We start from the raw sequence: 12,888 nt of genomic DNA, 5'->3' as shown, positions 1-12,888 counted from the left end.
GCGGTCTGACATTCAACGATGATGGTGAATGTCAGACCGCTTTCGCGAGCAAGCCCGCTCCCACAGTTGTTTTGTGTATGACTTGAACCCATCGACCTCTCGGCGCATCTTTATCCTTGTCGCAAAACAAGCATAAGGAACCGTCATGTTCGATATCAGCACGTTCCCCAAAGCCGATGCCGTCCGCCGGGCCGCACAATTGAGTCAAGACGACTATCAGCGCCTGTACCGCCAATCCGTCGAACACCCCAGCACCTTCTGGGCCGAACAGGCCACGCGTTTTCTCGACTGGAGCGCGCCCTGGGAAACCGTCCAGCGCTACAACCTGAAAACCGGTGAAGCCAGCTGGTTTGCCGGTGCGCAATTGAACGTCAGCTACAACTGTATCGACCGGCACCTGGAGAAACGCGGCGATCAGGTCGCCATCATCTGGGAAGGCGACGACCCTGCCGACTCGACATCGATCACCTACAAAAAACTGCATGAAAACGTCTGCCGCCTGGCCAATGTGCTGAAAAACCGTGGCGTGAGAAAAGGCGACCGCGTGTGCATCTACATGCCGATGATTCCCGAGGCGGCCTACGCCATGCTGGCCTGTACCCGTATTGGTGCAGTGCACTCGGTAGTGTTCGGCGGCTTCTCCCCGGACTCGTTGCGCGACCGCATTCTCGACGCCGATTGCCGCACTGTGATCACTGCCGACGAAGGCGTGCGCGGTGGCAAGGTCGTGTCACTCAAGCAGAACGTCGACAAGGCGCTGCAAAGCTGCCCGGACGTGAGCAGCGTGCTGGTGGTCGAGCGCACCGAGGGGCTGGTGAACTGGGTCGAAGGACGGGACATCAAGTACCAGCAGGCCCTGCGCGAAGCCAGCGCCGATTGCCCGCCCGAGCCGATGGACGCCGAAGACCCGTTGTTCATCCTCTACACCTCCGGCAGCACCGGCAAACCCAAAGGCGTGCTGCACACCACCGGTGGCTACCTGCTGCAAGCAGCGATGACCTTCAAGTACGTGCTGGACTACCGCGACGGCGAAGTCTTCTGGTGCACCGCCGACGTAGGCTGGGTCACTGGCCACAGCTACATCGTCTACGGTCCGCTGGCCAACGGCGCGACCACGCTGATTTTCGAAGGCGTGCCGAACTACCCGAGTACCTCGCGCTTCTGGCAGGTGATCGACAAGCACAAGGTGAACATTTTCTACACTGCCCCGACGGCCCTGCGCGCACTGATGCGCGAAGGCCCGGAACCGTTGAAGCAAACATCCCGCGCCAGCGTCAGGCTACTCGGCACGGTTGGCGAACCGATCAACCCGGAAGCCTGGGAATGGTATTTCCATGAGGTCGGCGAAGAGCGTTGCCCGATCGTCGACACCTGGTGGCAGACCGAAACCGGCGGCATCATGCTCAGCCCGCTGGTCAGTGCCCAGCGGATCAAGCCCGGTTGTGCGACACAACCGATGTTCGGCGTGCAACCGGTGCTGCTCGACGAGCAAGGCAAGGAAATCAAGGGCGCCGGCAGCGGCGTACTGGCCATAAAGTCCAGCTGGCCTGCACAGATCCGCAGTGTCTATCGCGACCCGCAACGCATGGTCGACACCTACTTCAAGCCCTACCCCGGCTACTACTTCACCGGTGACGGCGCGCGGCGCGATGAAGATGGCGACTACTGGATCACCGGGCGCATCGACGATGTGATCAACGTGTCCGGCCACCGTATCGGCACCGCCGAAGTGGAAAGCGCCCTGGTGCTGCACGAGAGCATCGCCGAGGCCGCTGCGGTCGGTTATCCCCACGACATCAAGGGCCAAGGCATCTATGTCTTCGTCACACCCATGAACGGCATCGAAACCAACGATGAACTGAAGACAGAATTGCTGGCCCTGGTCAGCAAGGAAATCGGCAGTTTCGCCAAACCGGACTTGATCCAATGGGCGCCGGCCTTGCCGAAAACCCGCTCAGGCAAGATCATGCGGCGCATTCTGCGTAAGATTGCCTGCAACGAACTGGACAATCTGGGCGACACTTCGACCTTGGCCGATCCAAGCGTGGTACAAGGCTTGATCGATAAACGCCTGAATCAATAACGTTCTGTCTTCTGTAGGAGCGAGCTCGCTCGCGATGAACTCCGACATACCGCGTTTATTCAGGAAACACGCGTTATCGTTAACGTCCATCGCGAGCAGGCTCGCTCCTACAGAAAATTACAGAGTGGCCATGGAATTCATCCGCACCCGCATCGAAACCCAGATCATGAGCCTGACCGGTTTGTCTTTGGGCAAACTCGACCTGGAAAACCCCAAGGGCGACCCCGGGCTGTTCGGGCCAGACTCGGTGAGCTGGCAAGTCCATGGCGATTTCAGCAGCATGCTGATCGGTGGCATCAGTGCCCTGATGCTGCAGGCCCTGCACCCGCTGGCATTGGCCGGGGTCTGGGACCATTCGAACTTTCGTGAAGACATGCTCGGCCGCCTGCGCCGCACCGGGCAGTTCATATCCGGCACCACGTTCGGCTCTCGACAGGATGCCGACTGGCTGATCGAAAAAGTCCGCACCATCCATTTGCAGATCACCGGTACAGCGCCGGACGGACGTGCCTACGCCGCCAGCGATCCCGAACTGCTGACGTGGGTGCATGTGGCGGAAGTCAGCAACTTCCTCGCCGCGCATTTGCGCTATCGCAACCCGCACCTGTCCCCGGTCGATCAGGATCGCTACTACGCTGAAATCGCCTTGGTTGCCGAGCGGCTCGGAGCCAGGGATGTGCCCCGTACGCGGCAGGAAATTGCCGACTATCTTGAGCGTATGCGCCCTCAGTTGCTGTGCGACGAACGCAGTCGGGAAGTCCTGCGCCTGTTGCTGAACGCCCCCTCTCCCAGTCGCTTGGCCAAGCCTTTCGGTGGTCTGATGATGCAGGCCGGGATCGACCTGCTGCCGGACTGGGCCAGCGACATGCTCGGCGCCAGCCAGAACCCGCTGCAACGCAAGCTGATCCGCGCCAGCGTCAATCGCAGTGCGCCGATGCTGCGCTGGGCAGTGCGTAATGGGTCGGTGCAGCGGGCCAAGCGGCGGATGGGGATTACTTAGAAAGAACAAAGTCAAAAGCTTCGCGAGCAAGCCCGCTCCCACACTGGATCTATGTCGATCGCAAGTTTTACGTTCACAGAAAATCCAATGTGGGAGCGGGCTTGCTCGCGAAGGCAGCGCCTCGGTCCCGCGCCAAAACTGTTAAACTCCCGCGCCCAATTCCCTCCTGCAAGGCGCCCAGCATGTCTTCCTTGAATCAGGCGCTGCGCGCCGCCCTCGATCAACGCCAGGACCTGCTCGCCGAACTGCACCTGCAGGGCACCGATTGCTATCGCCTCTTCCACGGTAGCCAGGAAGGCGCCGGTGGCCTGACCATCGACCGCTACGGCCCGCAGCTGTTGGTGCAAAGTTTCCACCAGGCGCTGGAGCGCGAGACGCTGCTGCAACTGCACGAAGCGATCAATCAACACCTGGGTTTTGAAACCCTGCTGGTCTACAACGACCGCTCCCGTGGCAACTCGCGCATCGATCGCGATGACATCGTCTACCGCGCCGACGAAGCCGCCCTGCAAGACCTGGTCGGCCACGAATGGGGCCTGAACTATCGGGTGCGCGGTCGCCATGCCGGACAGGACCCGCTGCTGTTCCTCGACCTGCGCAACACCCGCGGCTGGGTCAAGGATCACAGCAAGAACAAAAGCGTGCTGAACCTGTTTGCCTACACCTGTGGTGTCGGCCTCAGTGCCGCCGCCGGTGGCGCGCGTGAGGTGTGCAACCTGGACTTCGCCGAAGGCAACCTGGCGGTCGGTCGGGAGAACGGGCAGCTCAACCCGCAGTTGCCGACCATGGAATTTATCCAGTCCGACTACTTCCCGGCCATTCGCCAACTGGCCGGCCTGCCGATCAGCCAGCGCCGCGGACAAAAACTTCCGAGCTATCAGCGCCTGGAACAGCGCCAGTACGATCTGGTGCTGCTGGACCCTCCGGCCTGGGCCAAGAGTGCATTCGGCACCGTCGACCTGCTGCGCGACTACCAGAGCCTGCTCAAACCGGCCTTGCTGACCACCGCCGACAACGGCGTGCTGATCTGCTGCAACAACCTGGCGAAAGTCAGCATGGACGACTGGCGCGAACAGGTTTTGCGTTGTGCAGAGAAGGCCGGGCGGCCGGTGCGTGAATGGACCGTGATGAAACCGGGCGCCGATTTTCCGTCAATGGATCAACAGCCACCGCTGAAAACCCTGATCCTGCAGCTCTGACCGTCGTCGGAGAAATCTGAAAATTCATGAACAGGCCAATCACTTCGGAACCGGAAACGCGTGCCATACTCCAAGGCTATCCGATTCAGACAGATGAAGCCGCACATGCACAAAGGATTGATTCGCGCCATCGGCGCCTTGTTGACTGCTCTGGCCCTCTACAGCTTGCTGGGTTTTCTGATTTTACCGGGTGTCGCGTTGCGCGTTGCCAACCAGCAACTGGCCAACTACGCCACTACACCCGCGACCATCCAGCGGATCGAATTCAATCCATTCAGCCTTGAACTGACCCTTTGGGGCTTGAACATCGGCGAACCCGGCAAGGAGCAGGTCGGTTTCGAGCACCTGTACGCCAATCTGCAATTCGACAGCCTGTGGACCAAGGCGGTGCACCTGTCTGATGTCGAACTGACCAAGCCCAAGACCGAAATCCTGTTCAGCAAGGACGGCAAACTCAATCTGCTCGGGCTGTTCAAACTGCCAGAGAGCGAACCCACGCCGGCCGACCCGGATGCCAAGCCGTTTCCACTGCGCATCGAGCGGATCAAACTGGCGGGCGGCGCCGTGCATTTTGAAGATGCCCGGCCCAGCGAGCCCATCGAGTTTCTCTACGACACACTCGATTTCGAACTGAAGAACCTCAGTACCCTGCCCGATGACAGCGCAGACATGACCCTGGTGGCCATCGGCCCCAATGGCGGACAGATCGACTGGACCGGCAACTTCAGCCTGATCCCGATCGCCTCCGAAGGTAAGCTGAAAATCACTGACGGCAAGATGAAAGCCTTTTGGCCCTATGTGCGCGATGCCGTGCCACTGGATCTCGAAAACGGCGTCATGAGCATCAGCACCGACTACAAACTCAACCTGGCCAAGGAAACCGAGCTGCTACTGAGCAATGTAGCGGTCAGCATCGCCCCCTTCGCGATCAAGGCTCCGGATGGCCGGCCGCTGGTAAAGCTCGAGCGCCTGGACGTCAGCGAAACCACCGTGGACCTGGCCAAGCAGCAAGTGGTGGTGGGCAAGATCCGCAGCCACAAACTGGAAACCTGGGCCGCGCTGGAATCGGACGGCCAACTCGACTGGCAGAAACTGTTCGCCAGCCAGCCGGCCAAACACTCTGCCAAAGCCATGGCGGATGCCGAACCGACCAGCACTCCGGCGGCGGCAGACTCACCGAAACCTGAACCGGCCGTGCCAGACAAACCCTGGCAGGTGCTGCTCAAGGATGTGCAACTGCGCGACTACAAGGTGCATCTGGCTGACCGCAAGGCACAACCCGCCGTCGCCCTGGAACTGAGTCCGCTGAACCTCGACCTGCAAAATTTCGACAGCCTCAACGGTTCCCCCTTTACCCTCAAGCTCGATACCGGTGTAGGCAAGCAAGGCAAGATCATGGCCGACGGCGAGGTCAACCTGGCCCCGGTCAGCGCCAGGCTGAAGGTACAGACCAAGGACATCGACCTGCGGGTTGCCCAGTCCTACATCACGCCGTTCATTCGCCTGGAACTGCGCAGCGGCATGCTCGGCAGCGATCTGGCGGTAGACCTGAAAAGCACCGAGCCCTTGGCCTTCGGCGTCACCGGCCGTGCCCAGGTCGATCAGTTGCACACCCTGGACACCTTGAAAACCCGCGACTTCCTCAAGTGGCAGCAGGTCGTGGTCGATGGCCTGAACTATCAGCATGGGGACAGCCTGTCGATCGACAAGATCAACCTGTTCCAGCCCTATGCGCGGTTCATGATCAACGATGATCGCACCACCAACATCGATGACCTGCTGATTCCACAGCCAGCGGATTCCGGGGCAAAACCGGCGGCGAACAAACCGGCCAGCAACGAAAAACCGTTGGGCATCCACATCGGCGGCATTTTCATCAATGACGGTTCGGCCAACTTCGCCGACTTCAGCCTGACCCCGAACTTCGCCACCGCCATCCAGCAACTCAACGGGCAGATCGGCACCATCGACAGCCGCCGGCCGAAACCGGCCAGTGTCGACGTCAAGGGCAAGGTCGATCGCTACGCACCGGTGACCATCAAGGGCTCGGTCAATCCGTTCGACCCGATGGCCAGCCTCGACATCGCCACCAGCTTCAAACGCGTGGAACTGACCACGCTGACGCCCTACTCCGGCAAGTTCGCCGGCTACCGTATCCGCAAGGGCCGGCTCAATCTCGACCTGCACTACCAGATCACCAAGGGTCAGCTCAAAGCTGAAAACAAAGTGGTGGTCGAACAACTGCAACTGGGTGAAAAAGTCGACAGCCCGGATGCCGTGAGCCTGCCACTGAAACTGGCCATTGCCTTGCTCAAGGACGTCGACGGCAAGATCTCCATCGAACTGCCGGTCACTGGCGACCTGAACAACCCTCAGTTCAGCGTCATGCCGATTATCTGGCAGACCCTGCGCAACCTGATCGTCAAGGCCGCGGCAGCACCGTTCAAACTCATTGGCGGCTTGGTCAACGGTGGTGGTTCGGAAGACCTGGGCAGCGTTTCATTCGCAGCCGGTTCCAGCGAATTGAGCAAGGACGCCGAAGGCGCCCTCGACAAACTGTCCAAGGCGCTCAAGGAACGCCCGGCCCTGCGCCTGGAAATCGAAGGCACCGCCGCCCAGAGCAGCGATGGCCCGCTGATCGCCGAACAACGCCTGGAGCGTGAATACCAGTACAACTACTACAAAATGCTCCAGCGCCGCGGTGACAAGGTCCCGGCCCAGGCTTCGTTGCTGGAAGTGCCGGACGGAGAAAAGGGCCCGCTGCTCGAAGGTATCTACCGCACCCGCCTGAAAACCCAGCCCCCTGCCGAATGGAAGGACCTGGGCAAGGAAGAACGCACCGCGAAAATGCGTGCCGAGGTGATCAAGTTCTGGAGTGCCAGCGACGTACTGTTGCGTCAACTGGGCCAGGAACGCGCCAGCAGCATCAAAGATTATCTGGTCGACAAGGCCCAGTTGGAAGATGACCGGGTGTACTTCATCGATGCCAATCTGGGCGAGGCGCAAAGCGACGGCCGCGTGGTGACGCCGATGCATCTGGATGCCGAGTGATGCATCGGCAGCTGGCAGGCCTGGCTCTGGCGCTCTCCGTCAGTCAGGCCTGGGCGGCCGATACCCTGCGCTGTGGCAGCCAGTTGATCAGCGTCGGCGACCGCTCGAGTGAGGTCGTGCAGAAATGCGGTGAGCCGGTCAGCCGCGACTTGCTGGGGTACAAGCGCAGTGCCGATCGACGCGAGGAGTTTCAGGTCGAGGAGTGGACCTACGGACCGAATGGCGGGATGTATCAATACTTGCGGTTCGAAGGTAATCGGTTGAAGCAGATCACCAGTAAACGCGGCAATTGATTAGCACTATCCAATGTGGGAGCGGGCTTGCTCGCGAAGGCGATAGATCAGTCAACTTATTGGTTGAATGACACACCGCTTTCGCGAGCAAGCCCGCTCCCACATTGGGTTTTCAGCGTTACATATAGAACAGGCCCCGGCAATAAATGCGCGGGGCCTGTGACGGCCACATCCTTATGGCCCTTCGCATGAACACTCAGGTTGCAACAGACGTATGACTCTGCCCGTCTGTCGCGCCTTCTCCCGGTCCAGGCGAGAAGCCTGCCTTACTCGGCTTTGAGGCCGTCAGCGGAGACCGCCTTGACGCCTTTGATTTTCTTGGTGATGGCCACAGCCGCTTCTTTTTGCGAATCGGTCACGGCGGTGGTCGACGACAGCGATACCACGCCTTTGTTGGTTTCAACTTTGATGTCACTACCTGGAATGCCTTTTTCAGTCATCAGGTCAGCCTTGACTTTGGTGGTGATCCAGGTATCGGAAGTATCTTCTTTCACTTCGGTCATTTCACCGGCAGCCAGCACCATTGGCGACTGGGTTGCCTGGGTGGTTTGAGCAAACGCGGCGTTGGCCATGGTCAGGGTCAGCGCGGTAGCAGCAGCGGCAGTGATAGCGAACTTCTTCATACGAGTAACTCCTGTTTTTCGGAAAGTCTGCCGGATGTCTTGTCGGCAGGGTTACCAAGGATATTGCGAACGCTGTGCCAACTTTGGAGAAGGAACTAAAACCTTATTAATCAATAAGTTACAAAACCAGCCAACTTTCGAAATCATGCAAAATGCACGAGAAGCACAAACACTGCATGCAAGTTGCGGGTTTATGGAAAGTTCCTAAGATGCTGAAATTTCTGAGCTTTATCTGCAACATTTGACGACGGGTCGACAAACAGGAAAATCCCCGCAAAAGCGGGGACTTGATTCAGCAATTCATGCCGCAGAACCGGAACACCCTTTAGGCAAGTAGTCCTCGGTAACGCTGCTCTTGCATGACCAGCCTTTGGCTTCGTCCCGTGTCAGGGTGACGGTTTTGCCCTGGACCACCCCCGGGGCATTGTGCAACGTACAAACGATTGATCCCGCCCCCGGCGTTGTAGCCGTCACAGACAGGGCGCAATGGTTGGTCGATGTCTTGCCAGCGGGCGCCACGTTGGCAATTGTCGGCGTTTCCCCCTGGCTGATCACATCCTCGAACGGCACCTTCATTGCAGTCAGCTCGGCCATCGCCGCCGTGACCTTGGCCCGCGCCTGGTACTTGGAATACATCGGCAGGCCCAGGGTTGCCAGGATCCCGATGATCGCTACCACGACGAGCAACTCGATCAGGGTAAAACCTTTCTGATAGTTCATGTACAAGCTCCATGCATGAGTCGAAGGCTCATGACCTGCCCCATGGCAGCACAGCCTGTGCCAAGGCCAGAAGCCCCTGTTGGCCGGGGGCGTGGTGTTCGCAAAGCCCTTACTTACTACCAAGATCAGTACTATCTGACGTTTTTTGTCACATCACCCTTGCGGGTTTGGCCCCATCCTTTGACTAGGCTATAAGAGCAATTCAATCGGAATACCCAGGACTGAACATGGCGGTCAAGGCAGCGAAAATCAGCGTGTATGCGTGGGAAGGCATCGACCGCAAAGGCACAAAAGTGACCGGCGAACTCAGCGCTCAGAACCCGGCGCTGATCAAGGCGAAACTGCGTAAGCAAGGCATCAGTCCGGGCAAGGTTCGCAAAAAAAACCATTCGGTTTTCAGCATGGGCAAGCGTATCAAGGCCCAGGACATTGCCCTGTTCACCCGGCAAATGGCGACAATGATGAAGGCCGGCGTGCCGTTGTTGCAGTCCTTCGACATCATCGGCGAGGGCTTCGACAATCCGGCCATGCGCAAGCTGGTGGACGAACTGAAACAGGAAGTTGCGGCAGGCAGCAGTTTCGCCGCCGCCCTGCGCAAGAAGCCCCGGTATTTCGATGAGCTGTATTGCAACCTGGTGGATGCCGGCGAGCAGGCCGGTGCCCTCGACACCCTTTTGGAGCGGGTCGCGACCTACAAGGAAAAAAGCGAAAGCCTCAAGGCCAGGATCAGGAAAGCCATGACCTACCCGCTGGTGGTGGTGTTCGTCGCGGCGATTGTCACCGGGATCCTGCTGGTCAATGTCGTGCCGCAGTTCGAATCGGTGTTCAAAGGCTTTGGCGCCGAACTGCCGGCCTTCACCGTGATGGTCATTGGCCTCTCGCAATTCATGCAAGCCTGGTGGTGGGTGGTCCTTGTCACGCTGATCACGATGACCTTCGGCGTACGCCACGCCCTCAGGACATCCCCGGCCTTGCGTGACCGGATGGACACCTGGCTGCTGAAACTGCCGCTGGTGGGCACCCTGATGCACAAGTCCGCCGTGGCCCGGTTCGCCCGTACTTTGTCGACCACTTTCGCTGCCGGCGTGCCGCTGGTGGAGGCTCTGGAATCAGTGGCCGGTGCGACCGGCAATAGCGTGTTCAAGCGCGCGGTATTGCGCATCCGGCAGGACATCTCGACCGGCATGCAATTGCATTTCGCCATGCGCACCTGCGGCGTCTTTCCGAACATGGCGATACAAATGACTGCAATTGGCGAAGAGTCCGGCACCCTGGACGCTATGCTCGACAAAGTCGCGGGGTTCTACGAAGACAACGTCGATAACATGGTCGATAACCTCACCAGCCTGATGGAGCCGTTCATCATGGTGGTGCTGGGTGTTATCGTCGGTGGACTGGTAGTTGCCATGTACCTGCCCATCTTCCAACTTGGCTCAGCGATCTGACATGCCCTTGAATGAAATCCTGACTCAATCTGCGCTGGCCTTTGTCCTTCTCGCAGGCATCACCGGCCTGCTGGTCGGCAGCTTCCTCAATGTCGTGATCTGGCGCCTGCCAAAAATGCTCGAACGCGACTGGCGCGAGCAGGCCCATGACATTCTCGGGCTGCCAGGCGAAACGCCGCTGCCGACCTACAACCTGTTGCTGCCCCACTCCCAGTGCCCGCACTGCGGTCACCGCATCCGCGCCTGGGAAAACATCCCGCTGCTCAGTTATGTGTTTTTGCGCGGCCGCTGCTCAGCCTGTGCGGCCGCGATCAGCCCGCGCTATCCGTTGACCGAACTGGCCTGCGGCCTGTTGTCGGCATTTGTTGCCTGGCACTTCGGCTTCGGTTGGCCCGCCTGCCTGATGCTGGTCCTGAGCTGGGGTTTGCTGGCGATGAGCCTGATCGACGCCGAGCATCAGATATTGCCGGACGTACTGGTGCTGCCGTTGATATGGCTGGGGTTGATCGTCAACAGTTTCGGCCTGTTCGTGTCGTTGCACGAGGCGCTTTGGGGGGCGATAGCCGGTTACAGCCTGCTGTGGTCGGTGTTCTGGCTGTTCAAGCTGATCACGGGCAAGGACGGCATGGGCTACGGTGATTTCAAGTTACTGGCGATGCTGGGCGCCTGGGGTGGCTGGCAGATTTTGCCGCTGACCATCCTGCTGTCCTCGCTGGTGGGGGCCATTATCGGGCTGATGCTGCTGCGCTGGCGCAATGCAAAAACCTCGACGCCGATCCCTTTCGGTCCCTATCTGGCCATTGCCGGCTGGATTGCGTTGCTCTGGGGTGGTCAAATAACCGACCTCTATTGGCAGTTTGTCGGTTTGAAATGAATAGCCCTGTGGAAAAACCCTGGATTCTCGGCCTGACCGGCGGCATCGGCAGCGGCAAAAGTGCGGCCGCCCAACACTTCATCGATCTTGGCGTGCATGTGGTCGACGCCGATCATGCCGCTCGCTGGGTCGTTGAACCCGGTCGCCCGGCACTGGCACAAATCGCCGAACACTTCGGCTCCGGCGTGCTGCAGGCCGACGGGCAACTGGACCGCGCCGCGCTACGCAAATTGATCTTCGAAGTGCCAGAAGAACGCCGCTGGCTGGAGGCCCTCCTGCATCCGCTGATCGGCGAAGAAATCGCTCACCACCTGGCGCTGGCAAAATCGCCTTATGCGATTCTGGTTTCGCCGCTGCTGATCGAGTCCGGGCAATACGCCATGACCCAACGGGTGCTGGTGATCGATGCCCCCGAACAATTGCAGATCGAACGTACCCTGCAACGTGACCAGACCAGCGAGCAGCAGGTCCAGGCGATCCTCAAGGCCCAGTCCAGTCGCCAGGATCGCGTGAGCCATGCCGACGACGTCGTGGTCAACGACCGCGACCTTGCCTGGCTGCACAGCGAGGTCGAACGCCTGCATCATTTTTACCTTTCTTTGCGTGGAGGCCAGTCATGAGCCAACCAACAACCGTCGAATGCCCAACCTGTGGCGCCCCCGTGGAATGGACCGCCGAGAGCAAATTCCGGCCATTCTGTTCCGACCGCTGCAAACTGATCGACCTGGGTGCCTGGGCGTCCGAAGAACACAAGATTCCAGTGGCTCCCGATGCCGAGGACGAGATGTTCAGCGGTGACTTCGACCCGCGCCATTGATCCATCGAGTGGGCGATTCCAGGTTTTGATGCAGATCAGGACTTGGGATCGTCGTCCTTCCAGGGAGCCGAGAGGTAGCGCGTGCGGTTGAACGTCTCAAGCCACTCCGGACAAAACACGACCAGCGCACTGACGATCATGCCGTTGATAAACGCTTCGGGAAAAATGATCAGCCATAGATATCCGACAAAATCTTCCAGCCAGTACGGCATGGCAAAACGCTCGTCGAACCATAACAACCAAAGCGCCAGCAGCAGACACAGCAACGCCGACAGCGCGGCGGCAAAAAATCCGGAAACGAAGATATACACGAAGGGATTTCGTGGCTGCGCCCTCTCCACCAGAATGGCGCAGCACTCGGTGACCAGCACCGGCAACGCGATCAACAGCGCGCCATTGACCCCGACCGCCGCCAAGTCCTGTCGCCCGAGCAACACCAGCCCCGTTTGCGCCACCAGGCCCCCCACCAGCGCCAGCGGCCAGTCCAGCAGTAGCGTCACTGCGGTCATGCCGATGAAGTGGTAAGACACGCCGGTATCAAAGTCGCGCCGCACCAGCCACAACAGAAACAGCGCAAACACCGTTCCAAACAGCAGATGCTGACGACGGCTGTCGGTGAACAGTTCAACCCACGGCGCGCGACAGATCGCCCAGATCAACACCGGCACATAGATCAGCCAGCCGACCGCAAGGGTTTGCGATGACAGCAACTCTGCACCGATCATGGCTACGTGCGCCTCCCAGGCGAAGAACAACAGGCACTCAGTCTACACTGCCGCCCGC

Annotated in this window: 12 protein-coding genes; 9 read left to right on the top strand and 3 right to left on the bottom strand. The window is 59.5% G+C overall.

Annotated elements, in window-relative coordinates; all coding sequences use genetic code 11:
• Positions 1–145 precede the first annotated feature (145 nt).
• The 5 genes from acs (at position 146) to KGB20_RS06790 (ending at position 7,626) form a co-directional block, all read left to right on the top strand.
• Positions 146–2,083: an acetate--CoA ligase gene (gene acs, locus KGB20_RS06810; protein WP_150813465.1), complete on the top strand. Its 1,938-nt coding sequence runs from the start codon at positions 146–148 to the stop codon at positions 2,081–2,083.
• A 130-nt stretch (positions 2,084–2,213) separates the two neighbouring features.
• The gene (locus KGB20_RS06805) at positions 2,214–3,083 is read left to right on the top strand and encodes an oxygenase MpaB family protein (RefSeq protein WP_154862186.1); all 870 of its coding nucleotides are present in this window, start codon (positions 2,214–2,216) and stop codon (positions 3,081–3,083) included.
• Between the two features lie 182 nt (positions 3,084–3,265).
• Positions 3,266–4,282, top strand: coding sequence for a class I SAM-dependent rRNA methyltransferase (locus KGB20_RS06800; RefSeq protein ID WP_150813467.1), 1,017 nt, complete (start codon positions 3,266–3,268; stop codon positions 4,280–4,282).
• Positions 4,283–4,375: 93 nt separating this feature from the next.
• Positions 4,376–7,333 carry a DUF748 domain-containing protein gene (locus tag KGB20_RS06795; RefSeq protein ID WP_154862185.1) on the top strand — a complete coding sequence of 986 codons (2,958 nt, stop codon included), beginning with the start codon at positions 4,376–4,378 and terminating at the stop codon, positions 7,331–7,333.
• Positions 7,333–7,626, top strand: coding sequence for a DUF2845 domain-containing protein (locus KGB20_RS06790; protein WP_173677975.1), 294 nt, complete (start codon positions 7,333–7,335; stop codon positions 7,624–7,626). Before KGB20_RS06795 ends, KGB20_RS06790 begins: the two co-directional genes overlap by 1 nt.
• Before the next feature lie 266 nt (positions 7,627–7,892).
• Here KGB20_RS06790 and KGB20_RS06785 read toward each other — a convergent pair whose 3' ends face one another.
• Together KGB20_RS06785 and KGB20_RS06780 are read right to left on the bottom strand one after the other, a co-directional pair.
• Positions 7,893–8,249, bottom strand: coding sequence for a BON domain-containing protein (locus KGB20_RS06785; protein WP_057713265.1), 357 nt, complete (start codon positions 8,247–8,249; stop codon positions 7,893–7,895).
• Positions 8,250–8,549: 300 nt separating this feature from the next.
• On the bottom strand, positions 8,550–8,969 hold the full coding sequence (locus KGB20_RS06780; RefSeq protein WP_057713264.1) for a pilin: 420 nt from the start codon (positions 8,967–8,969) through the stop codon (positions 8,550–8,552).
• Between the two features lie 227 nt (positions 8,970–9,196).
• Between KGB20_RS06780 and KGB20_RS06775 the strand changes: the two genes are divergently transcribed.
• The 4 genes from KGB20_RS06775 to yacG are packed head-to-tail and all read left to right on the top strand — an operon-like array spanning position 9,197 to position 12,105.
• Positions 9,197–10,414, top strand: coding sequence for a type II secretion system F family protein (locus tag KGB20_RS06775; protein WP_154862184.1), 1,218 nt, complete (start codon positions 9,197–9,199; stop codon positions 10,412–10,414).
• Between the two features lies 1 nt (position 10,415).
• Complete coding sequence (locus KGB20_RS06770) at positions 10,416–11,288, top strand: prepilin peptidase (protein ID WP_102672244.1); 873 nt, start codon at positions 10,416–10,418, stop codon at positions 11,286–11,288.
• Positions 11,285–11,908, top strand: a complete 624-nt coding sequence (gene coaE, locus KGB20_RS06765; RefSeq protein WP_154910682.1) for a dephospho-CoA kinase — start codon at positions 11,285–11,287, stop codon at positions 11,906–11,908. The genes KGB20_RS06770 and coaE overlap by 4 nt, the downstream gene beginning before the upstream one ends.
• Positions 11,905–12,105 (top strand): DNA gyrase inhibitor YacG, encoded by a 201-nt coding sequence (yacG, locus tag KGB20_RS06760; RefSeq protein ID WP_007970539.1) that lies wholly within the window; start codon positions 11,905–11,907, stop codon positions 12,103–12,105. Before coaE ends, yacG begins: the two co-directional genes overlap by 4 nt.
• 35 nt (positions 12,106–12,140) lie before the next feature.
• On the opposite strand, the gene KGB20_RS06755 is transcribed toward yacG, so the two are convergent.
• Positions 12,141–12,830 (bottom strand): energy-coupling factor ABC transporter permease, encoded by a 690-nt coding sequence (locus KGB20_RS06755; protein ID WP_007990394.1) that lies wholly within the window; start codon positions 12,828–12,830, stop codon positions 12,141–12,143.
• Positions 12,831–12,888 lie beyond the last annotated feature (58 nt).

The sequence above is a fragment of the Pseudomonas sp. BF-R-30 genome (assembly GCF_019956175.1).
Classification (GTDB): Bacteria; Pseudomonadota; Gammaproteobacteria; order Pseudomonadales; family Pseudomonadaceae; genus Aquipseudomonas; species Aquipseudomonas jessenii.
The sequence above is the reverse complement of the archived record's forward strand: the minus strand, read 5'-3'. Positions and strand labels throughout refer to the sequence as shown.